The sequence below is a fragment of the Actinacidiphila guanduensis genome, assembly GCF_900103985.1.
GTDB lineage: Bacteria > Actinomycetota > Actinomycetes > Streptomycetales > Streptomycetaceae > Actinacidiphila > Actinacidiphila guanduensis.
Window position 1 is genome coordinate 83,528 of sequence record NZ_FNIE01000018.1, and the last position, 22,259, is coordinate 105,786.

17 protein-coding genes are annotated in these 22,259 nt (G+C 74.1%); 2 read left to right on the forward strand and 15 right to left on the reverse strand.

Annotated elements, in window-relative coordinates:
* The first annotated feature begins 49 nt into the window (after positions 1-49).
* Complete coding sequence (locus BLR33_RS30000) at positions 50-1,678, forward strand: ricin-type beta-trefoil lectin domain protein (protein ID WP_093787789.1); 1,629 nt, start codon at positions 50-52, stop codon at positions 1,676-1,678.
* A 54-nt stretch (positions 1,679-1,732) separates the two neighbouring features.
* Here BLR33_RS30000 and BLR33_RS30005 read toward each other — a convergent pair whose 3' ends face one another.
* The 3 genes from BLR33_RS30005 to def all read right to left on the reverse strand — a co-directional run bounded on the left by BLR33_RS30005 (position 1,733) and on the right by def (position 5,361).
* Positions 1,733-3,184: an RsmB/NOP family class I SAM-dependent RNA methyltransferase gene (locus BLR33_RS30005; protein ID WP_093787790.1), complete on the reverse strand. Its 1,452-nt coding sequence runs from the start codon at positions 3,182-3,184 to the stop codon at positions 1,733-1,735.
* 527 nt (positions 3,185-3,711) lie between these two features.
* Complete coding sequence (gene fmt / locus BLR33_RS30010) at positions 3,712-4,644, reverse strand: methionyl-tRNA formyltransferase (RefSeq protein ID WP_093787791.1); 933 nt, start codon at positions 4,642-4,644, stop codon at positions 3,712-3,714.
* Between the two features lie 171 nt (positions 4,645-4,815).
* Positions 4,816-5,361, reverse strand: a complete 546-nt coding sequence (def, locus tag BLR33_RS30015; protein ID WP_093787792.1) for a peptide deformylase — start codon at positions 5,359-5,361, stop codon at positions 4,816-4,818.
* Between the two features lie 275 nt (positions 5,362-5,636).
* Here def and BLR33_RS30020 point away from each other — a divergent pair, with 275 nt between their 5' ends.
* On the forward strand, positions 5,637-6,092 hold the full coding sequence (locus BLR33_RS30020) for a hypothetical protein (RefSeq protein WP_093787835.1): 456 nt from the start codon (positions 5,637-5,639) through the stop codon (positions 6,090-6,092).
* A gap of 717 nt (positions 6,093-6,809) precedes the next feature.
* Here BLR33_RS30020 and BLR33_RS30025 read toward each other — a convergent pair.
* The 12 genes from BLR33_RS30025 to BLR33_RS30080 form a co-directional block, all read right to left on the reverse strand.
* Complete coding sequence (locus BLR33_RS30025; protein ID WP_407639742.1) at positions 6,810-8,930, reverse strand: primosomal protein N'; 2,121 nt, start codon at positions 8,928-8,930, stop codon at positions 6,810-6,812.
* A 230-nt stretch (positions 8,931-9,160) separates the two neighbouring features.
* Positions 9,161-10,369 carry a methionine adenosyltransferase gene (metK, locus tag BLR33_RS30030; RefSeq protein ID WP_093787794.1) on the reverse strand — a complete coding sequence of 403 codons (1,209 nt, stop codon included), beginning with the start codon at positions 10,367-10,369 and terminating at the stop codon, positions 9,161-9,163.
* A gap of 320 nt (positions 10,370-10,689) precedes the next feature.
* Positions 10,690-11,901, reverse strand: a complete 1,212-nt coding sequence (coaBC, locus tag BLR33_RS30035; protein ID WP_093787795.1) for a bifunctional phosphopantothenoylcysteine decarboxylase/phosphopantothenate--cysteine ligase CoaBC — start codon at positions 11,899-11,901, stop codon at positions 10,690-10,692.
* Between the two features lie 123 nt (positions 11,902-12,024).
* Entirely contained in the window at positions 12,025-12,297 is a 273-nt protein-coding gene (gene rpoZ / locus BLR33_RS30040) for a DNA-directed RNA polymerase subunit omega (protein WP_093787796.1), read from the reverse strand.
* A gap of 78 nt (positions 12,298-12,375) precedes the next feature.
* A complete protein-coding gene (gene gmk / locus BLR33_RS30045; protein WP_093787797.1) occupies positions 12,376-12,999 on the reverse strand; it encodes a guanylate kinase in 624 nt (207 codons plus the stop codon).
* A gap of 116 nt (positions 13,000-13,115) precedes the next feature.
* Positions 13,116-13,439, reverse strand: coding sequence for an integration host factor (locus tag BLR33_RS30050; protein WP_073502779.1), 324 nt, complete (start codon positions 13,437-13,439; stop codon positions 13,116-13,118).
* 304 nt (positions 13,440-13,743) lie between these two features.
* Positions 13,744-14,622 carry an orotidine-5'-phosphate decarboxylase gene (pyrF, locus tag BLR33_RS30055; RefSeq protein ID WP_093787798.1) on the reverse strand — a complete coding sequence of 293 codons (879 nt, stop codon included), beginning with the start codon at positions 14,620-14,622 and terminating at the stop codon, positions 13,744-13,746.
* A complete protein-coding gene (locus tag BLR33_RS30060; protein WP_093787799.1) occupies positions 14,619-15,722 on the reverse strand; it encodes a quinone-dependent dihydroorotate dehydrogenase in 1,104 nt (367 codons plus the stop codon). Before BLR33_RS30060 ends, pyrF begins: the two co-directional genes overlap by 4 nt.
* Before the next feature lie 50 nt (positions 15,723-15,772).
* Positions 15,773-19,087, reverse strand: a complete 3,315-nt coding sequence (carB, locus tag BLR33_RS30065) for a carbamoyl-phosphate synthase large subunit (RefSeq protein WP_093787800.1) — start codon at positions 19,085-19,087, stop codon at positions 15,773-15,775.
* Positions 19,080-20,213 carry a glutamine-hydrolyzing carbamoyl-phosphate synthase small subunit gene (carA, locus tag BLR33_RS30070; protein ID WP_093787801.1) on the reverse strand — a complete coding sequence of 378 codons (1,134 nt, stop codon included), beginning with the start codon at positions 20,211-20,213 and terminating at the stop codon, positions 19,080-19,082. The genes carB and carA overlap by 8 nt, the downstream gene beginning before the upstream one ends.
* Positions 20,210-20,965 carry a PH-like domain-containing protein gene (locus BLR33_RS30075; RefSeq protein ID WP_245771756.1) on the reverse strand — a complete coding sequence of 252 codons (756 nt, stop codon included), beginning with the start codon at positions 20,963-20,965 and terminating at the stop codon, positions 20,210-20,212. The genes carA and BLR33_RS30075 overlap by 4 nt, the downstream gene beginning before the upstream one ends.
* Positions 20,962-22,257, reverse strand: coding sequence for a dihydroorotase (locus BLR33_RS30080; protein ID WP_093787802.1), 1,296 nt, complete (start codon positions 22,255-22,257; stop codon positions 20,962-20,964). Before BLR33_RS30080 ends, BLR33_RS30075 begins: the two co-directional genes overlap by 4 nt.
* Between the last annotated feature and the right edge of the window lie 2 nt (positions 22,258-22,259).

Sequence of the window (22,259 nt, forward strand, 5' to 3'; positions counted from 1 at the left end):
CGCAGCTCCGGCACCGCCCCGCGTTTCCCCCCACCCCTGGAGAAGGCCCATGCGCCCCTCGCTCCGCACGCCGCCGCCCGCCCGCGGCCCGGTCCATCCACTCGCGGCCACCCTGACCGCGCTCCTCCTGCTGCTGCCCGCCCTGCTCCTGCTCGGCCCGGCGCAAAGCGCGCACGCCCTCGACAACGGCCTGGCCCGTACGCCCCCGATGGGCTTCAACGACTGGAACGCCTTCGGCTGCAACGTCAGCGAGCAGCTGATCGAGCAGACCGCCGACTACCTGGTCTCCTCCGGGCTGAGGGACGACGGTTACACGTACGTCAACATCGACGACTGCTGGCTCACCCACTCCCGAGACGCCGCGGGCAACCTCGTCCCCGACCCCGCGAAGTTCCCCGACGGCATCAAGGGCACCGCGGACTACGTGCACGCCAAGGGCCTCAAGCTCGGCATCTACGAGGACGCCGGCACCGCCACCTGCGCCGGCTACCCCGGCAGCCTCGGCCACGAGCAGCAGGACGCGAACAGCTTCGCCGCCTGGGGCGTGGACTACCTGAAGTACGACAACTGCAACAACACCGGCGTGCCCTGGCAGCAGCGCTACGACGCCATGCGCGACGCGCTGGCCGCCACCGGCCGGCCGATCGTCTTCAGCATGTGCGAGTGGGGCGAGGACTCGGTGTGGACGTGGGGCGCACCGACCGGCAACCTCTGGCGCACCACCGGCGACATCAGCGCGAACTTCTCCTCGATGCTGTCGATCTACCACAGCAACGTGCAGCTGGCCGCCTACGCCGGGCCCGGCGGCTGGAACGACCCGGACATGCTGGAGGTCGGCAACGGCATGTCGTTCACCGAGGACCGCTCGGAGTTCAGCCTGTGGGCCGAGATGGCGGCGCCGCTGATCGCCGGCACCGACCTGCGCCAGGCCACCCCGGCGACCCTGTCCCTCTACGGCAACAAGGCCGTCATCGCGGTGGACCAGGACCCGCTGGGCCGCCAGGGCACCCAGGTCTCCTCCTCCGGCGGCCTGGACGTGCTCGCGAAGCCGCTGGCCAACGGCGATGTGGCCGTCGTGCTCTTCAACGAGAACTCCTCGGCCGCCACGATCAGCACCACCGCGGGAGCCGTCGGCCTGCCCGCCTCCTCGTCGTACAAGCTGACCAACCTGTGGTCGAACGCCGTCACCAGCAGCGGCGGCGCCATCTCCGCCTCGGTGCCCGGGCACGGCAGCGTGATGTACCGCGTCTCGCCGGGCAGCGGCAGCAGCACCGGCACCACACACCCGCTGCTGGGCGCCTCCTCGCACCGCTGCCTCGACGCCACCGGCGGCGCCACCGACCCCGGCACCACCATCGAGATCTGGGACTGCAACGACGGCGCCAACCAGGCCGTCACCCTCACCTCGGCCGGCGAACTGCGCCTGTACGGCGGGACGCAGTGCCTGGACGCCTACGACAACCAGACGTCGTCCGGCACCAAGGTCGAGCTGTGGACCTGCAACGGCGGCGCCAACCAGCAGTGGCGCCTGAACCCGGACGGCACCGTCACCGGCGTCCAGTCCGGTCTGTGCCTCGACGTCACCGGCGGCGACAAGCCCGCGGGCAACGTCAACGGCACCCCTCTGGAGCTGTGGACCTGCAACGGCGGGGCGAACCAGCAGTGGAGCCTGATCTGACACCGTGACAGCCGGCGGCCCCGTACGCGGGTGCGCACGGGGCCGCCGGGCCGCTCACGCCGTGCGGCGCAGCAGCGACAGGTACATCGCGTCGGTGCCGTGGAGGTGGGGCCACAGCTGGATGTCGGGGCCTTCGCCCAAGGCGGGGACGCCCGGCAGGAGGGGGCGGGCGTCGATGCGTTCGGCGGAAGGGGCCTGGGCGGAGCGCAGGACGTCCGCGACGACCGCTCGGGTCTCGGCCAGATGCGGCGAGCACGTGGCGTAGCCGACGACACCGCCGGGGCGCACCGCCCGCAGCGCCTCCGTCAGCAGCGCGCGCTGCAGGGTGCCGAAGCCGCCGACGTCCTCGGCCCGGCGCCGCCAGCGCGCCTCCGGGCGGCGGCGCAGCGCGCCGAGCCCCGTGCACGGCACGTCGACCAGCACCCGGTCGAAGGAGCCCGGCGCCCACGCCGGGCGGGTGCCGTCGGCGACGACCACCTGGTAGGGCCCCGGGTTGCCGTCCAGCGCCCGGCCGACCAACCGGGCCCGGTGCGGCTGCTTCTCCGAGGCGACCAGCACCGCCCCGCGCTGCGCGGCCAGCGCCGCCAGCAGCGCGGCCTTGCCGCCCGGGCCCGCGCAGCCGTCGAGCCAGCGCGCGTCCGGCCCGTCGAGCGGGGCCGCGGCCAGGGCGGCGGCCACCAGCTGGCTGCCCTCGTCCTGCACCCCGGCGCGCCCCTCGCGCACCGCCGCCACGCCCGCCGGGTCGCCGCCCTCGGCCAGCCGCACCGCGTACGGCGACCAGCGCCCCGGCACCGCCGACTCCTCCGGCAGCGAGTCCACGATCTCGGCGGCGGTGGACCGCCCGGGACGCGCCACCAGCGTCACCTCGGGCCGCGCGTTGTCCGCGGCGAGCAGCTCCTCGATCCCGGCCCGGTCGCCGCCGAGCGCGTCCCACAGCGCCGAGACGATCCACCGCGGGTGCGAGTGCACCACGGCCAGGTGCTCCTCGGGGTCCTCGTCGTAACCGGGCGCGACCTGTGCCAGCCACGCGTCCAGGTCCTGCGCGGAGATCCGGCGCAGCACCGCGTTGACGAACCGGGCCCGGCCGTCGCCCAGCACCACCCGGGCCAGCTCGACCGTCGCCGAGACGGCCGCGTGCGTGGGGATACGGGTGCCGAGCAACTGGTGGGCGCCCAGCGAGAGCACGTCCAGCACCGGCGGGTCCACCTCGCGCAGCGGGCGGTCCACGCAGGCGGCGATCACGGCGTCGTAGGTGCCCTGGCGGCGCAGCGTGCCGTAGACCAGTTCCGTCGCCAGTGCCGCGTCCCGCCGGTCGAACACCCGGCCCTTCTTCGCGGCCTCCTCCGCGGCGGCCTTGAGCAGACCGGGCAGCACGAGGTTCGCGTACGCGTCCCGCTCGTCCACGGCGCGCAGGGCCTCGTAGGCGAGTTCCCTGACGGGGTCGCGGCGGGGGCGGCGGTACGGTTTGCCCTGCGGGCGGCTGGGGCGGGTGCGCTGCTCGCTCAAAAGTGCTCCGGAATTTCTTTTACGGGGTGTGCGACGGCTCGCACCCAGCCTAAACGCCCCCCGTCACGGGCCTTCCCCGCGGCCCCCGCCCGCACCCGAACCGCCCCGCCGGCTTCGGCCCCCCGCCGCGAGGGTTCCCCGCCGTTGCCGCGTGCAGCCCGCCTTGGGCTTGTCGCGCAGTTCCTCCCCCAGAGCTTCGCCTGGGGGGTACCCCCAGCGCCCCCAGAAACGGCAACCCGCCGTTGGAGGTTCCGCGCGTTCCCGGGCGCCGCACGGTGCCTGGCTGGTCGCGCAGTTCCCCGCGCCCCTATTGAGCTTGCCCTTTGCGCGCAAGGCGAGCCCCGTACCACCCAGGGGCGCGGGGAACTGCGCGCGCAACCGGTCAGCGGGCTGGCAGACGGGCACGGCGAGGTGCAGGCAGATGCGTAGCCGAAGGGGCGCGGGGAACTGCGCGACGAGCCCAGGGCCGGGCTGGTGGGCGGGGTGCGGGAGAACCCTCGCGGCGGGGAGCCGGACGGGGGTGGCCGTCAGACGCCGAGGCGGGCGTCTGACGGGAGGTGCAGGCCGCGGGACCAATCCGCCGCCGCCATCCGCCGCTTGCCCACGGCCTGGACCTCGCCGAGGGCAATCGCGTGGCTCCCCGTGCCGACGTGCACCACGTGCTTGCCGACCGCGAGCTCGCCCGGCGCGAGGCCGGTGACCTCGGAGGCGAGCGTGACGGGGAAGAGCTTGAGCCGCTCCCCCCCGATGAGCGTCCACGCACCCGGCGCGGGCGTGCAACCGCGGATGAGGCGGTCGACGTGCAGGGCGGGCGCCGTCCAGTCCACCCGCGCGTCGTCCACCGTGATCTTGGGCGCGAGTGTGACGCCCTCCCCCGGTTGCGGCCGCGCCACCAGCTCGTCGCTCTCGATCCCGTCCATGGTGGCGGCAAGGAGCCGCGCCCCACTGTGCGAGAGCCGTTCCAGCAGGTCGCCGCTGGTGTCGGTGGCGCGGATCTCCTCGGTGACGACACCGTAGACCGGCCCGGAGTCCAGGCCCTCCTCGATGAGGAAGGTGCTCGCCCCGGTCACCTCGTCCCCGGCCATCACCGCGTGCTGGACGGGCGCGGCGCCGCGCCAGGCGGGCAGCAGCGAGAAGTGCAGGTTCACCCAGCCGACGCGGGGCACGTCGAGCGCGGACTTCGGCAGCAGCGCGCCGTACGCGACGACCGGGCAGCAGTCGGGGGCGATCTCCCGCAGCCGGGCGAGGAAGTCCTCGTCGCGCGGCCGCGCGGGCTTGAGCACCTCGATCCCGGCTTCTTCGGCCCGCCGCGCGACCGGGCTGGCCAGCAGCTTGCGCCCGCGGCCCGCGGTGGCGTCCGGCCGGGTCACGACGGCGGCCACCTCGTGCCGCTCGGAGGCGATCAGGGCGTCGAGCGCGGGGACGGCGACCTCGGGGGTGCCGGCGAAGACGAGCTTCATCGTTGCGGGGGTGCCTCTCGGAACGTACGGGGTGGAGCGGGGGCGGGACAGCAGGGGGGCGCCGAGGAGTACGGCGGCGGATGGACCGGGGGTTGCGGGGAACTGCGGGTGGCTGCGGCGTGACTGTGCGGGGCTACGGCGTCGGGTATCGCCGCGGGCCCGGGCGGTGCCCTACCGCGCCTGGCCGAACGTGTCGTGCGGGGAGATCCTGACCTGCGGGGCGCCCGCGCCGCCCCACTCCGCCTCGCGGATCGCCCGCAGCGCGTCCTTGCGCTGCTCGGCGTCGAGCCGGTCGATGAAGATGATGCCGTCGAGGTGGTCCGTCTCGTGCTGGATGCAGCGGGCGAGCCGCTGGGTGCCCTCGATCGTCACCGGGTCGCCGTACATGTTGAAGCCCTTGGCGACGACGCCGTACGCGCGCACGCAGTCGTACGTCAGCCCCGGCAGCGACAGACAGCCCTCCGGCCCGTCCTGCCGCTCCTCGGTCAGGCTCAGCTGCGGATTGACCAGGTGGCCGAGCTCGCCTTCCACGTTGTAGGTGAACACCCGCAGGGACACGCCGAGTTGGGGTGCCGCCAGGCCCGCGCCCGGGGCTTCCAGCATGGTGTCGGTCAGGTCCTTGACGAGCGTGCGCAGCTCCTTGTCGAAGGTGGTGACCGGCCGCGCGGCCATGCGCAGCACCGGGTCGCCGAACAGGCGGATGGGCTTGACGGTCACGTGCGTCGTCTCCTGGGTCGGGGCGGGGTGGGGGTCAAGTCTAGGGTCTGCCGTGCGGGCGCCGCGGAGGGATCGCGGCGGGGGCGTCCCGGGGCGCGGAAAGGGGTGCGCGGGCGGCGGCGCGCGCCCTGCGGGAGGAGGGCCGCGCCCGCCCCGCGTGACCCGTGGGGCGGTGGCGCGTTGGTCAAGAGAGTTTGACCGATATCGGGTGGTCGCGCGGGCGGATCGCGCGGTGCCCGGAGCCGAGAGACCGCCGGTTGGAGGGGCCCGTTCAGATGCCCGACCACGCAACTCCCGACGCCCAGGCGCGGGCGAGCCTGCACCTGCTGGTGCGGGACATCGAGAGGGTCCGTCGCCAGGTGGACGCCCTGCGCACCCTCACGGCCCAGTTGGGCAACGTCTACCGGCCGCGGCGCAGCGGGCCGTCCGCGGGGTTCGTGGTGTACGGGCGCGCGCCGGCGCCCACGGTGCGGCTCGCGCAGGAGCTGCGGGACAGTGTCGAGACGCTGGTGACGGCGGCGGTGGAGTTCGACCGGTCGCTCGGGTTCTCCTGGGACGCGGTGGGCTCCGCGCTCGGGGTCACCAAGCAGGCGGTGCACCGGCGGTACGGGGGGCGGCGGCCGGCTCCTCCCGAGCCGGCCGCCGCCTCTGCGGTTCCCACGGTCCCCGCGGCCCGCGGCCCCCACGAGGAGTCCCCCTCCCCCGGCCTCCCCACCCCCCGCCACCCGTGACCAGGGGGTCCCCCCTGCACCCCCGTACCAGGGCCTCTTTCGCCATGCGGCGCCCCCGGCTCCCCGCCGCAGCGCTCCTCTTACGGCGCCGAGTGCTACGTCATTGGGCCGATGGAACGGCAGCCCGCCATAGGCGCTTCTCCCGATTCCCGGCCGCCAGGCCGGTCTTTGGCTGGTCGCGCAGTTCCCCGCGCCCCAAGAACGGCAACCCGTCTGCCCCACGGGAGTTGTCTGCCGTCCAAAGGCCGGTGGCCTGTTCCCGCGCAGTTCCCCGCGCCCCTGTACAACTTGCCCCTCGCGCGCACAGCGAGCCCCGTACAACCCAGGGGCGCTGGGGGTACCCCCAGGCGAAGCGCTGGGGGAGGAACTGCGCGACCAGCCAGCGACCGGCCTGGCGGCCGGGGACCGGCAGAACCCCAACGGCGGGTGGCCGCTCTTGGGGGCGCGGGGAACGGCGCGGGAAGAGGCCACCGTCCTTGCGACGGCAACGGGCCCCGTCGGGCAGACGGGCACCCGAAAGGGGCGCGAGGAACTGCGCGACCAGCCCAATCGGCGCGGCACCCGGCATCGTAAAAGAAGCCCTGCGGCGGGGAGCCGGGGGACCCCGGAGGCGGGAGAAAGCGGCGCGCCCTTGGGCGCAAGGGGCCCTCGCAGCGGGAGCTGCACGGTGCGCTTCGTACGCAGGGTGCGGGAGGATCCCGTGCACCGGCGGAGCCGTCAGCCGATGTCGGGCGGGTCCATCCGCAGCAGCAGCGGGAGCTGGGCCGCCCGCGCGGCACGAGCGACCCGCGCGGCCTTGAGCGCGGCCGCCAGCGCACCCCCCTGCCCCGGCGGCACCCGGTAGAGCAACCGCTCCCACCCCTCACCCCCCTGAGCCCGCGGCACGCGATACGGCACGGGCCCCAGCACCTCCGTCCCCTCCGGCAGCCGCACCAGCTCCGCGAACTCCGCGAGAGCGGCCGGCGGCCCCGTCACGGAAGCCATCCGCGCCACGGGCGGGAACCGCAGCTCGGCCCGTTCGGCGAGTTCCCGCACGGCGTGCCCTGCCGGGTCCCACCGCACCAGTGCCTGCACCGGCCGCAGCGTCGGCTCTGCGAGGACGACGACGGTGCCGCCCTGCCCGGCCGGCCGCACCAGCGAGGCCGCCAGCGCCCAGCGCCGCAGCGCCTCCTCCCCCGCCCGCAGGTCGGGACGGCCGAGCAGCGCCCACCCGTCCAGCAGCAGCGCGGCCGCGTACCCGCCGTCGGCGACAGGCTCGGCGCCGGGCGTGGCGATGACGAGCGCGGGCGCGGCACCGACGGTGGCGAGCACCGTGTCCCGCCCCGAGGTCCGTACCGGCACCTTCGGGAACGCCCGCCCCAGCTCCTCGGCGGTCCGCCGGGCCCCCACGATGCTGGCCCGCAGCCGGAAACCGCCGCACTCCTGGCAGTGCCAGTCCGCGGCGGGCCGCCCGCACCAGCCGCAGGACGGCGTGCCGCCCTCCTCGCGGACCTCCAGCGGCCCGGAGCAGGCCGCGCACCTGGCGGGCTCGCGGCAGCGGTCGCAGGCGAGCCGCGGCACGTAGCCGCGGCGCGGCACCTGGACGAGGACGGGCCCGTGCGCGAGGGCGTCGCGGGTGACGCGCCAGGCGAGCGAGGGCAGCCGGGCGGCGCGCGCGGCCTCGTCCCGGGCCTGGTCGGCGTCGCCGACGGTCCGCACCAGGGGTGCCGCGGCCCGTACCTCCTCGCGAGCCGCGGCCAGCGGCAGCGCCCACCCGCTGTCCACGAGCTGCGCGCCCTCCACCGTGCCGGTGATGCCGCCGAGCAGCAGGGCGGTGCGCTCCTCGCGGGCCCGCAGCAGCAGCACCTCGCGGGCGTGCGGCTGGGGGGCGTGCGGCTCGGCGTGGCTGGAGTCGCCGTCGTCCCACAGGGCGACCAGCCCCAGGTCGGCGACGGGGGCGAACATCGCGGCCCGGGTGCCGACCACCGCCTTGACGGCCCCGCGGCTGACCGCGAGCCAGCGCCGGTAGCGCTCCTCCGGTCCGGCGTCGGCGGTGAGCAGCACGTGCCGGCCCGCGCCGAGCAGCGCGGTCAGTGCGGCGTCCACCCGGGCGGCGCTGCGCCCGTCGGGCAGGACGACCAGGGCGCCGCGTCCGGCGGCGAGCGCGGTCGCCGCGGCGGTGGCCAGCTCCAGCGGCCAGTGCGGTCCGGGCAGCGCGAGCCAGACCGCGCGCGGGGTGTCGCCGCGGGCGAGGGCCTGCAGGAAGGCGGGGCCCGTGGGGTAGCGGGTCCAGGGGCCGGGGGCGGGCGGCGCGGGGTCGGGCAGCGGGTCCGGCGAGGGCTCGCGTTCGGCGCGGGCCATCCGGGGCGGCACGGCGAGCTGCACGACGTCGGCGAGCGCGCCCGCGTAGCGGTCGGCGACCTGGCGGCACAGCCGCAGCAGGGCGGGAGTGAGCACGGGTTCGGTGGACAGCACCTGGGCGAGCGGGGCGAGCGGGCCGGCGAAGTCGCTGTCGGCGCGGCGCTCGACGATGAAGCCGTCGTGCAGGGTGCCGCCCTCGCGGCGGCCCTTGACGACGCGGGCGCCGAACCTGACCCGGATCCGCACGCCGGGCCGGGCGTCCTCGTCCATGGCGGCGGGCACGGCGTAGTCGAAGAACTGGTCCAGGTGGACCAGGCCCTTGTCCACCAGGACGCGTGCGACGGGCAGTCCCTCGGCGAGTGCGGCGCCGCGCCAGGTGCGCGGCTTGGCCCGGGGTTCCTTGGCCTTGCGGACGGTCTCCCGGATGAGCGCGAGCTGCTCCCCGCCCGGTGCCTGCTCTCCCGGACGTCCCGCCTGCTCACCCTTCTCGCCGCTCACCATGTGATTCCTACCAGACGGCACGGACATCCCCCGCCCACCGGCCGGTCCGCCGGGCCGCAAGGAGCCGTCGGCACCTGTACGTCCGCACGCCGCCTGCCGCCACGGGAAGCGCGGGGGCCCCGCACGCCGCCGTACGGACCTGCGTACACGCGGAAGGCCCGGTCCCACCGCGTGGGTGGGACCGGGCCTTCGGGGTGCCGCCCGGAGCGGGGCGGCGAAGTGTCCGCTTACAGGCCCGCGGCGGCGCGCAGCTCGTCCACGCGGTTCGTCTTCTCCCACGTGAAGTCGTCCAGCTCGCGGCCGAAGTGGCCGTACGCCGCGGTCTGGGCGTAGATCGGCCGGAGCAGGTCCAGGTCGCGGATGATCGCGGCCGGGCGCAGGTCGAAGACCTCGCTGATGGCCTGCTCGATCTTCTCGACCTCGACGTTCGCGGTGCCGAAGGTCTCCACGAACAGGCCCACCGGCTCGGCCTTGCCGATCGCGTAGGCGACCTGGACCTCGCAGCGGGCGGCCAGGCGCGCAGCCACGACGTTCTTGGCGACCCAGCGCATCGCGTAGGCGGCCGAGCGGTCCACCTTGGACGGGTCCTTGCCGGAGAAGGCGCCGCCGCCGTGGCGGGCCATGCCGCCGTAGGTGTCGATGATGATCTTGCGGCCGGTCAGGCCCGCGTCGCCCATCGGGCCGCCGATCTCGAACCGCCCGGTGGGGTTGACCAGCAGCCGGTAGCCGTCGGTGTCGAGCTTGATGCCCTCGTCGAGCAGCGCCTTCAGCTCGACCTCGACCACGAACTCGCGGATGTCGGGGGCGAGCAGCGACTCCAGGTCGATGTCGGAGGCGTGCTGCGAGGAGACCACCACCGTGTCGAGGCGGACGGCCTTGTCGCCGTCGTACTCGATGGTGACCTGGGTCTTGCCGTCGGGGCGCAGGTAGGGGATGGTCCCGTTCTTGCGCACCTCGGACAGCCGCTTGGACAGCCGGTGGGCGAGCATGATCGGCAGCGGCATCAGCTCGGGCGTCTCGTCGGAGGCGTAGCCGAACATCAGGCCCTGGTCGCCGGCGCCCTGCTTGTCCAGGTCGTCGTCGTCGCCCTCGACCCGCTTCTCGTACGCGGTGTCGACGCCCTGCGCGATGTCGGGCGACTGCGCGCCGATGGAGACCGAGACACCGCAGGACGCGCCGTCGAAGCCCTTCTTGGAGGAGTCGTACCCGATCTCCAGGATCCGCTCGCGCACCAGGGAGGCGATGTCCACGTACGCGGAGGTCGTCACCTCGCCCGCGATGTGCACCTGGCCGGTGGTGATCAAGGTCTCCACCGCGACCCGGGAGGTCGGGTCGGCGGCGAGCAGGGCGTCCAGAATGCTGTCGCTGATCTGGTCAGCGATCTTGTCGGGGTGACCCTCGGTCACGGACTCCGAAGTGAACAGACGGCGGGACACATCGCTCCCTGGGGTTGCAGCGGCTGCTGGCTCGATCGTTGCGGAGTGCTCAGGGCTGCGCCCGGCGCTCCGCGGCAAGCTTATCGTCCGCGTCGCGCCGGCGGGCCTGGCATCTCGTCCTTTGGATATGCCACAGCCTGGGCGCTGTGTCCACCCTCGTCCACCTCACTCTGCGCGCATGCCGCCGCTTGGGCGAGCGGGCGGCCCGCCGTCCGGGGTGCGATTCACCCCAGCGGCACCCCAACGGCACCCCAGCGGCACCCCCGGCACTCGGGCGGCACCTCCGGCGGCCACGGCGGCTGGCCCGTCCCCCGGGCGGGTCAGGGGGCGGTTTCCAGCCGCGCCGCCACCAGGTCCCACACCTGGTCGGCCAGCGCTTCCTTCGGCCCGTGCGGTACGGGCGTGGCGCTGCCGTCGGCGCCCAGCACGACGGCCTCGTTGTCCTCGGTGCCGAACGCCTTGCCGTCACCGACCTCGTTGACGACCAGCAGGTCGCAGCCCTTGCGGGCGAGCTTGGCGCGGCCGTGGGCGAGCACGTCGTCGGTCTCGGCGGCGAATCCGACGACGACCTGGCCGGGCCGGGCCCGGCGGGCGGAGATCTCGGCGAGGATGTCGGGGTTGCGGACCAGCGCCAGCGGCTCGGGCTCCTGCCCGTCCTGCTTCTTGATCTTGCTGGCCGCGTAGGCGGCTGGCCGGAAGTCCGCGACGGCCGCGGCCATGACGACGGCGTCCGCGTCGGCGGCGGCCTTGACGACGGCTTCGCGCAGCTGCTCGGCGGTGCCGACCGCGATCACGTCGGCGCCGGCCGGGTCGGGCAGCCCGGTGTTCGCCGCGACCAGGGTCACCCGGGCGCCGCGGGCCAGCGCGGTGCGGGCCAGGGCGTAGCCCTGCTTGCCGGAGGAGCGGTTGCCGAGGTAGCGCACGGGGTCCAGCGGCTCGCGGGTGCCGCCGGCGCTGACCACCACGTGCCGCCCGGCGAGGTCGGGGCGGGCCGGGCCGCGGGCGAGCACCCGGCGGCAGACCTGGAAGATCTCGTCCGGGTCGGGCAGCCGGCCCTTGCCGGTGTCGGCGCCGGTCAGCCGTCCGACGGCCGGCTCCAGGACGACGGCGCCGCGCTCGCGCAGGGTGGCCACGTTCGCCCGGGTGGCCGGGTGCTCCCACATCTCGGTGTGCATGGCGGGGGCGAAGACCACCGGGCAGCGGGCGGTGAGCAGGGTGTTGGTCAGCAGGTCGTCGGCCAGGCCGTGCGCGGCCCTGGCGAGCACGTCGGCGGTGGCGGGGGCGACGACGACGAGGTCGGCGTGCCGGCCGATCCGCACGTGGGGCACCTCGTGCGCGTCGTCCCACACCCGGGTGGCGACGGGCTTGCCGGACAGCGCCGCCCAGGTGGCCTCGCCGACGAAGTGCAGCGCCGACGCGGTGGGCACCACCTGCACCTCGTGCCCGGACTCGGTCAGCCGGCGCAGCAGCTCGCACGCCTTGTACGCGGCGATGCCGCCGCTGACGCCGAGGACGACCTGTGGCTTGCCCATGCCTGCACTCCGCTCCTGTCACCGGTGGGCCCGGACCCGTGGCCCCCGCTCTCCCCCATGACACACCACGGGCCCGGCGGGTGCTCCGCCGGGCCCGTGGTGGGGCGATGTGATGGCCCGCCGCTACTGCGGCGGCGCCTCGACGGCCTCGGAGGTGAGCAGGCCGGCGTTGATCTCCCGCAGCGCGATGGACAGCGGCTTCTCGTGGACGTGGGTGTCGACCAGCGGTCCGACGTACTCCAGCAGGCCCTCGCCGAGCTGGGAGTAGTACGCGTTGATCTGCCGGGCGCGCTTGGCCGCGTAGATCACCAGGCTGTACTTGGAGTCGGTGGCCTCGAGGAGCTCGTCGATCGGCGGGTTGATGATGCCCTCGGGCGTGGTGATGGAAGAGGACACGCTCTACCTACCCCTACTTGTGGACGACGGTGATCGGGTCCGGATCGCTCCGGACAGGTGGACCGCAGGCAGCCGCGGTCACCCGATTCCCATCAAGGCTAGCAGCTCGCGCGCTACCGCCTCGACGGAGGTGTTGACAAGGGTGGTGTCGAACTCCGACTCCGCGGCCAGCTCGACCCGGGCCGCGGCCAGCCGCCGCTCGATCACCTCGGGCGATTCGGTGCCCCGCCCGGTGAGCCGGCGCACCAGCTCCTCCCAGCTCGGCGGGGCCAGGAAGACCAGCCGCGCGTCGGGCATCGACTCGCGGACCAGCCGCGCGCCCTGCAGGTCGATCTCCAGCAGCACCGGCTCGCCGGCCGCGAGCCGGTCCAGGACGGCCTGCCGGGGGGTGCCGTAGCGGTGGCCGGCGAACTCGGCCCACTCCAGCAGCTCGCCGTTGGCGACGAGCTTGTCGAACTCGTCGTCGTCGGTGAAGAAGTACTGCACGCCCTCCTGCTCGCCGGGCCGGGGCCTGCGGGTGGTGGCCGAGACCGACAGCCAGACCTCGGGGTGCTCGGCGCGCAGGTGGGCGACGACCGTGCTCTTGCCGACGCCCGAGGGGCCGGAGAGCACGGTCAGCCGCGGATGTCCGTCCGGGGGGGCCGGGGAAGCCCCCTGCGAGGCGAGGGGACTGGCCGCCCCCGGGGAGACTGGAGAGCTCATGAAGCGATTATCCCCGGTTCCCGGGAGCGGCGGGACCGGACTCGCTCGCGGCGGCGGGTGCCGGACGGGGTGTGCGGCCCCGACCCGGCGCCCACCGGGCCCTGACGAGGGCCCGGTCAGGCCGGGGTGCCGCCGAACTCGCGCTCCAGGGAGGCGATCTGGTTCGAGCCGAGGCCGCGAACACGACGGCTCTCGGAGATGCCGAGCCGCTCCATGATCTGCTTGGCGCGGACCTTGCCGACGCCGGGGAGGGATTCGAGCAGGGCGGAGACCTTCATCTTGCCGATGACATCGTTCTCCTGGCCCTGCTTGATGACCTCGTGCAGCGAAGCGCCGGAGTGCTTGAGCCGGTTCTTGACCTCGGCGCGCTCCCGGCGAGCCGCGGCGGCCTTTTCGAGCGCGGCAGCGCGCTGTTCAGGGGTAAGGGGCGGAAGAGCCACGCCTACGTCACCTCGGATGTAGAGCAATCGGATACGGAGTGCCGGTCACCCGGCGGCACCGGGCGACCTGTGGCGCGCCTGGGACGGCGCGTTCAGTCGGAGACTAGCGGTCCCAACGGCCCAAGTCAGCGAGAACAGAGGAAAAGTCCTGGTCAGCATCAATCCACCGGGATATTTGGGGCATACCGGAACGGGAATCGCGGTCAATGCGCCGAGTGGTTGAATCCGGCCCTTTTTTCGATCGTTTACCCGTCGTATCGGCGGACCGTAATACCGGCGGAATCCGTCTCCGGTGATCGCCGATTCAGGCCCGGCCGGCGACCGCCGCCGTGATCTCCTCGGTGTAGCGCCGGGCGGCCGCGCGCAGGGCCACCGGGTCCGGGCCGTGCCGCAGCACGTCGCGACTCACGCTGGGCAGCACATTCGCCAGCACCGGGCCGAAGAGCGCCGGCAGGTCCGCGGGAGTGGCGCCCTGGGCGCCGATGCCCGGGGCGAGCAGGGGGCCGTTGACCGCGAGGTCGGCCGCGGCGGCCGACAAAGTTGCGCCCACCACCGCGCCCACCGAACCCAGCGGCCGCGCCCCCACGTTCTCCGCCGCGATGGCGTCCAGCACCGTCTGCGCCACCGACCGCCCGTCCGCGGCCGTCGCCCGCTGCACCTGCGCGCCCTCCGGGTTCGAGGTCAGGGCGAGCACGAACACCCCGGCGCCGGCGAGCGCGGCTGCATCCAGGGCCGGGCGCAGAGCGCCGAAGCCGAGGTAGGGGCTGACCGTCACCGCGTCGCTGAACAGCGGCGAGCCGGGATCGAGGTAGGTGGCCGCGTAGGCGGCCATGGTGGAGCCGATGTCGCCGCGTTTGGCGTCCATCAGCACCAGGGCGCCCCGCTCGCGGGCCTCGGCGACCGCCTTCTCCAGGACGGCGATGCCGCGCGAGCCGAAGCGCTCGAAGAACGCCGACTGCGGCTTGAAGACCGCCGTGGTCGCGCCCAGCGCCTCCACCACCGTCATGGTGAAGCGCTCCAGGCCGTCCACGTCGTCGGCCAGGCCCCAGGAGGCCAGCAGCGAGGCGTGCGGGTCGATCCCGACGCACAGCTGCCCGCGGGTGTTCATCGCGCGGTGCAGCCGGGCGCCGAAGGGCTCGGCGAGCGTCTCGGCATCGGGGAGGCCGCGGCTGTCGGTCGTCATGCGGGCACCTTCCGGGACTCGGCGCCGACCGCGTCGGCGAGGGTGGCGTACGGGCTGGCGGCCAGGCGAGCGGCCAGGCCCTTGTGGACCGAGCGCATCCACAGCGGGCCGCGGTAGATGAAGGCGCTGTAGCCCTGGACGAGCGTGGCTCCGGCGAGGATGCGCTGCCAGGCGTCCTCGGCGTCCTCGACGCCGCCCACCCCGACCAGCGTGATGCGGTCGCCGACCCGCGCGTACAGCCGGCGCAGCACCTCCAGGGAGCGCTCCTTGAGCGGGGCGCCCGACAGTCCGCCGGTCTCGGCGGTCAGGGCCTGCGGGGAGCGCAGGCCGTCCCGGGAGACGGTGGTGTTGGTGGCGATGATGCCGTCGAGCCCGAGGTCGACGGCGAGGTCGGCGACGGCGTCCACGTCCTCGTCGGCGAGGTCGGGGGCGATTTTGACCAGCAGCGGCACCCGGCGGTCCGGCACCGCGCGGTCGGCGGCCGCGCGCACCGCGGTGAGCAGCGGGCGCAGCGCGTCGGTGGCCTGGAGGTTGCGCAGGCCGGGTGTGTTGGGCGAAGAGACGTTCACGACGAGGTAGTCGGCGTGGGCGGCCAGCCGCTCGGTGGACGTGACGTAGTCGGCGGCGGCCTCGGCCTCGGGGACGGTCTTGGTCTTGCCGATGTTCACCCCCACCGTGGTGCGGAAGACCGCCCGGCGGGCGGCGAGCCGGGCCGCCACAGCCGCCGAGCCGTCGTTGTTGAAGCCCATCCGGTTGATCAGCGCGCGGTCGGCGACCAGCCGGAAGAGCCGCCGGGGCGGGTTGCCCGGCTGCCCTTGCGCGGTCACGGTGCCGATCTCCACGTGGTCGAAGCCGAGCATCGCCAGCCCGTCGATCGCCACGGCGTTCTTGTCGAACCCCGCGGCCAGCCCCACCGGCCCGTGCATGCGCAAGCCCAAAGCCTCCGTGCGCAGCTCCTTGAACCGCGGCGCCAGGTAGGCGGCGACGAAGGTGCGCAGCACCGGCACCCCGGCAACCAGCCGGATCCAGCCGACGGCCAGCCGATGTGCGGCCTCGGGGTCCATCCGGCGGAAGAAGAGGCGGAAGAAGAGCGGGTACATGCGGTCGCTTTCGTGGTGCGCGGGCAGGGGCGGTGGGGCCTGGCGGGGTGTCAGGCCCGGGCCTGGGCGAGGCGGGCGGCGTGCTCCTGCAGGGAGCGCACACCGATGCCGCCCTGGTTGAGCGCGTCGATGCCCTGCACGGCCGCGGCCAGCGCCTGGACGGTGGTCAGGCACGGGATGCCGCGGGCGACGGCGGCGGTGCGGATGTCGTAGCCGTCGAGCCGGCCGCCGGTGCCGAAGGGCGTGTTGACGATGAGGTCGATCTCGCCCTCGTGGATGAGGGTGACCACGGTCGGCTCGCCCCCGGGCCCGACGCCCTCGCTCTGCTTGCGCACCACCCGCGCCTCGATGCCGTTGCGGCGCAGCACCTCGGCGGTGCCGGAGGTGGCCAGCAGCTCGAAGCCGTGCTCGATCAGCGCCCGGGCGGGGAAGATCAGCGCGCGCTTGTCGCGGTTGGCGACCGAGACGAAGGCGCGGCCCTTGGTGGGCAGCGCCCCGTACGCGCCGGCCTGCGACTTGGCGTAGGCGGTGCCGAAGACCTCGTCGATGCCCATGACCTCGCCGGTGGAGCGCATCTCGGGGCCGAGCACGGTGTCCACGCCGCGGCCCTGCTGGTCGCGGAAGCGGCTCCAGGGCAGCACGGCCTCCTTGACGGAGATCGGCGCGTCCAGCGGCAGGGTGCCGCCGTCGCCCTCGGCCGGCAGCAGCCCCTCGGCCCGCAGCTGGGCCACGGTCGCGCCCAGCGAGATCCGGGCGGCGGCCTTGGCCAGCGGCACCGCGGTGGCCTTGGAGGTGAAGGGCACCGTCCGCGAGGCGCGCGGGTTGGCCTCCAGGACGTAGAGGATGTCGCCGGCCAGCGCGAACTGGATGTTGATCAGGCCGCGTACCCCGACCCCGGCGGCGATCGCCTCGGTGGAGGCGCGCAGCCGCTTGATGTCGTGGCCGCCGAGCGTGATGGGCGGCAGGGCGCACGCGGAGTCGCCGGAGTGGATGCCGGCCTCCTCGATGTGCTCCATGACGCCGCCGAGGTAGAGCTCCTGGCCGTCGTAGAGGGCGTCGACGTCGATCTCGATGGCGTCGTCGAGGAAGCGGTCGACCAGCACCGGGCGGGTGGCGCTGATCTCGGTGGACTCCTCGATGTAGGAGGCCAGCCGCGCCTCCTCGTAGACGATCTCCATGCCGCGGCCGCCGAGCACGTAGGAGGGGCGGACGAGGACGGGGTAGCCGATCTCGTCGGCGATCGCCTTGGCCTCGGGGAAGGACGTGGCGGTGCCGTGCTTGGGCGCGGGCAGCCCGGCCTCGGCGAGCACCCGGCCGAAGGCGCCGCGGTCCTCGGCGAGGTGGATCGCCTCGGGCGAGGTGCCGACCACGGGCACGCCGTTGTCCTTCAGCGCCTGCGCCAGGCCGAGCGGGGTCTGCCCGCCGAGCTGGACGATGACGCCGGCCACCGGCCCGGCCTGCTGCTCGGCGTGCACGATCTCCAGGACGTCCTCCAGAGTGAGCGGCTCGAAGTACAGCCGGTCGGAGGTGTCGTAGTCGGTGGAGACCGTCTCGGGGTTGCAGTTGACCATCACGGTCTCGTACCCGGCGTCGTGCAGCGCGAAGGAGGCGTGCACGCACGAGTAGTCGAACTCGATGCCCTGGCCGATCCGGTTGGGGCCCGAGCCCAGGATGATCACCGCGGGCCGCTCGCGCGGGGCGACCTCGGACTCCTCGTCGTAGGAGGAGTAGAAGTACGGGGTGCGGGCGGCGAACTCTGCCGCGCAGGTGTCGACCGTCTTGTAGACCGGGCGGATGCCCAGGCTGTGCCGCACCTCGCGCACCACGTCCTCGCGCAGGCCGCGCACGGCGGCGATCTGCGCGTCCGACAGGCCGTGCCGCTTGGCCTCGGCGAGCAGCTCGGGGGTGAGCCGCTCGGCGGCGGCGACGTCGTCGGCGACCTCCTTGACCAGGAAGAGCTGGTCGACGAACCACGGGTCGATGCGGGTGGCCTCGAAGACCTCCTGCTGTGTGGCGCCGGCCCGGATCGCGGCCATGACGGTGTTGATCCGGCCGTCGGTCGGCACCCCGGCGCGCGCCAGCAGCTCGTCCTTGGCGGCCGGGTCGGCGGGGGTGCCGAAGTCGAACTGCGAGCCCTTCTTCTCCAGCGAGCGCAGCGCCTTGCCCAGTGCCTCGGTGAAGTTGCGGCCGATCGCCATGGCCTCGCCGACCGACTTCATGGTGGTGGTCAGGCTGGCGTCGGCGGCCGGGAACTTCTCGAAGGCGAACCGCGGCACCTTCACCACCACGTAGTCCAGGGTGGGTTCGAAGGAGGCCGGGGTCTGCTCGGTGATGTCGTTGGGGATCTCGTCCAGCGTGTAGCCGACGGCCAGGCGCGCGGCGATCTTGGCAATGGGGAAGCCGGTCGCCTTGGAGGCCAGCGCGGAGGAGCGCGAGACCCGCGGGTTCATCTCGATGACGATGACCCGGCCGTCCTCGGGGTTGACCGCGAACTGGATGTTGCAGCCGCCGGTGTCCACCCCGACCTCGCGGATGACGGCGATGCCGATGTCGCGCAGCACCTGGTACTCGCGGTCGGTGAGCGTCATGGCGGGCGCGACGGTGATCGAGTCGCCGGTGTGCACGCCCATGGGGTCGAAGTTCTCGATGGAGCAGACGACGACCACGTTGTCGTGCTTGTCGCGCATCAGCTCCAGCTCGTACTCCTTCCAGCCGAGGATGGACTCCTCCAGCAGGACCTCGGTGGTGGGCGACAGGGTCAGGCCCTGGCCGGCGATGCGGCGCAGCTCCTCCTCGTCGTGCGCGAAGCCGGAGCCGGCGCCGCCCATGGTGAAGGAGGGCCGCACCACGACCGGGTAGCCGCCCAGGGTGTCCACCCCGGCGAGGACGTCGTCCATGGAGTGGCAGATCACCGAGCGGGCGGACTCGCCGTGGCCGATCTTGCGCCGCACCTCCTCGACGACCTGCTTGAACTGGTCGCGGTCCTCGCCCTTGTGGATGGCGGCCACATTGGCGCCGATCAGCTCGACGCCATGGCGGGCCAGGGTGCCGTTCTCGTGCAGGGCGATCGCGGTGTTGAGCGCGGTCTGGCCGCCCAGGGTGGGCAGCAGGGCGTCCGGGTGCTCCTTGGCGATGATCTTCTCGACGTACTCCGGGGTGATCGGCTCGACGTAGGTGGCGTCGGCGATCTCCGGGTCGGTCATGATCGTCGCCGGGTTGGAGTTGACCAGGATCACCCGCAGGCCCTCGGCCTTCAGGACCCGGCACGCCTGCGTGCCGGAGTAGTCGAACTCCGCGGCCTGGCCGATGACGATCGGGCCGGAGCCGATGACCAGGACGGACTGGATATCGGTGCGCTTAGGCACGCTGGCCCTCCATCAGGGACGTGAAGCGGTCGAACAGGTAGGCGGCGTCGTGCGGGCCGGCCGCCGCCTCGGGGTGGTACTGGACGCTGAAGGCCGGGCGGTCCAGCAGCCGCAGGCCCTCCACCACGTCGTCGTTGAGGCAGACGTGGCTGACCTCGGCGCGGCCGAAGGGGGTGTCGCTGACCTGGTCCAGGGGCGCGTCCACGGCGAAGCCGTGGTTGTGCGCGGTGACCTCGACCCGGCCGGTGGCGCGGTCCTGCACCGGCTGGTTGATGCCGCGGTGGCCGTACTTGAGCTTGTAGGTGCCGAAGCCCAGGGCGCGGCCGAGCAGCTGGTTGCCGAAGCAGATGCCGAACAGCGGGGTGCCGCGCTCAAGCACCTCCTGGATCACGGTGAGGTCGGCGGTGGCGGGGTCGCCGGGGCCGTTGGACAGGAACACCCCGTCCGGCCCCACCGCGTAGACGTCGGCCGCGGTGGCGGTGGCGGGCAGCACGTGCACCTCGATGCCCCGCTGGGCCATGCGGTGCGGGGTCATGCCCTTGATGCCGAGGTCGAGCGCGGCCACGGTGAACCGCTTCTCCCCCAGCGCCGGCACCACGTACGGCTCGGCGGTGGCGACCTCGGCGGACAGGTCCGCGCCGGTCATCTCCGGGGCCTGGCGGACCCGGGCGAGCAGCGCGTCGTCGGGGGCGAGGGCGGCGCCGGAGAAGATGCCGACCCGCATGGCGCCGCGCTCGCGCAGGTGCCGGGTGAGCGCGCGGGTGTCCACACCGGAGATGCCGACCACGCCCTGCGCGGCCAGCTCCTCGTCCAGGCTGCGCCGGGCCCGCCAGCTGGAGGTCACCCGGGCGGGGTCGCGCACCACGTAGCCGGCCACCCAGATGCGGGAGGACTCCGGGTCCTCGTCGTTGACACCGGTGTTGCCGACGTGCGGGGCGGTCATCACCACGACCTGGCGGTGGTACGAGGGGTCCGTCAGGGTCTCCTGGTAGCCGGTCATGCCAGTGGAGAACACGGCCTCGCCGAGGGTCTGGCCCTCGGCGCCGTAGGCCCGGCCGCGGAAGGTGCGGCCGTCCTCCAGGACGAGTACGGCGGGTGCGCCGGCAGCCCGTGCGGAGGTCGTCATCGTGCGCCTTCCTTGTCGTCGGCAGTGGTGGCAGTGGTGCTGGCAGTGGTGCTGGCAGATGTGGTGGCGGCGGCTGCCCGGGCGGGGGCGGTGTCCGCGCCGGTGGGGGCGCCCTGTGCTTCCTCGTGTGCCCCCTGCGCCTGACGCGTGTCGCCGCCGGTCGTACGGGTCAGGGCCGCCACCCAGGCGGCGTGCTCTGCGGCGTGCTCGGAGCGGAACCCGGAGTCGATCAGGGTGCCGCCGTGCTCCCAGGTGACCACGAGCAGGCCGCCCTCGGGGAGCACCTTCCCCGCGATGGCCCGGTCGAGGCGGGCGCCGCGCAGGGCGGCCGCGGGCACGAAGAAGCCCGGGGCACCGGTGCGCTCCACGAGCAGGCCCTGCGCCGTGAGGGTGAGCTGGGCCCGGCTGCGCACGCCCAGGCCGTGGGCGACGATGCGGTCCAGCCACTGCCCGGCGGTGGTGGAGCCGTGGTAGCGGCCCGCCAGGGTGAGCAGGGCGGCTCCGGGCTCCTCGGGCGGCTGCGGCAGGGCGGGCAGGCCGCCCTGCAGGGTGCGGCGCCACTGCCAGCCCTGGCGCATCAGCCAGTAGACCAGCGCGACGAACAGCCCGAGGCCGACCACCCACCCGATCCGGTCCGACCAGTGGGTGACCTTCGCGGAGTGCTTGCCGCCGTCGGCCGCGAGCGCGGTGAGCCGGCCCTGCACGGCGGGCGCGAGGTGGGCGAGAGGGTGGGGGTGCGTCGGTGCCGTCATGCGAGCTTCCCGTCCTGGACCGTGGCGCGGCCCCGCAGGTAGGTCGCGACGACCCGGCCGGGCAGCTCGCGGCCCTCGTAGGGGGTGTTGCGGCTGCGGGAGGCGAAGCCTGCGGGATTGACGGTCCCACGGTATGCGGGGTCCAGCAGCACCAGGTTCGCGGGCTCGCCCGCGGCGATCGGGCGGCCGTGGCCGGCGAGCCGGCCGATGGCGGCGGGCCGGGTGGACATCCGGTCGGCGACGCCGGCCCAGTCCAGCAGCCCGGTGTCGACCATGGTGTGCTGCACCACCGACAGCGCGGTCTCCAGGCCGATCATGCCCATCGCGGCCGCGGACCACTCGCAGTCCTTGTCCTCGTGCGGGTGGGGCGCGTGGTCGGTGGCGACGCAGTCGATGGTGCCGTCGGCCAGCGCCTCGCGCAGCGCGATCACATCGGCCTCGGTGCGCAGCGGCGGGTTGACCTTGTAGACGGGGTCGAAGGTGCGCACCAGCTCGTCGGTGAGCAGCAGGTGGTGCGGAGTGACCTCGGCGGTCACCGCCCAGCCCTTGGACTTCGCCCAGCGCACCAGCTCCACCGAGCCGGCCGTCGACAGGTGGCAGATGTGCACGCGGGAGCCGACGTGGGCGGCGAGCAGCAGGTCGCGGGCGATGATGGACTCCTCGGCGACGGCCGGCCATCCGGTCAGGCCCAGCTCGCCGGAGACGGTGCCCTCGTTCATCTGGGCGCCCTCGGTCAGCCGCGGCTCCTGGGCGTGCTGGGCGACGACGCCGTCGAACGCCTTCACGTACTCCAGCGCGCGCCGCATGATCACCGCGTCGTCCACGCACTTGCCGTCGTCGGAGAACACCCGCACCTGGGCGGCGGAGTCGGCCATGGCGCCCAGTTCGGCCAGCTTCTTGCCCTCCAGGCCGACGGTGACGGCGCCGACCGGCTGCACGTCGCAGTAGCCGGACTCGCGGCCCAGCCGCCAGACCTGCTCCACGACGCCGGCGGTGTCGGCGACGGGGAAGGTGTTCGCCATGGCGTGCACGGCGGTGTAGCCGCCGGCCGCGGCGGCCCGGGTGCCGGTCAGGACGGTCTCGGAGTCCTCGCGGCCGGGCTCGCGCAGGTGGGTGTGCAGGTCGACCAGGCCGGGCAGCAGCACCAGGCCGTCGGCCTCGACGACATCGACGACATCAGCGCCGTCGGTGCCGAGGCCGCTGCCCACCGCGGCGACGATTTCGCCGTCGATCAGCACGTCCTGCGCCTCACCGCCGAGCAGCCGGGCACCGCGGATCAGGGTCTTGCTCATGG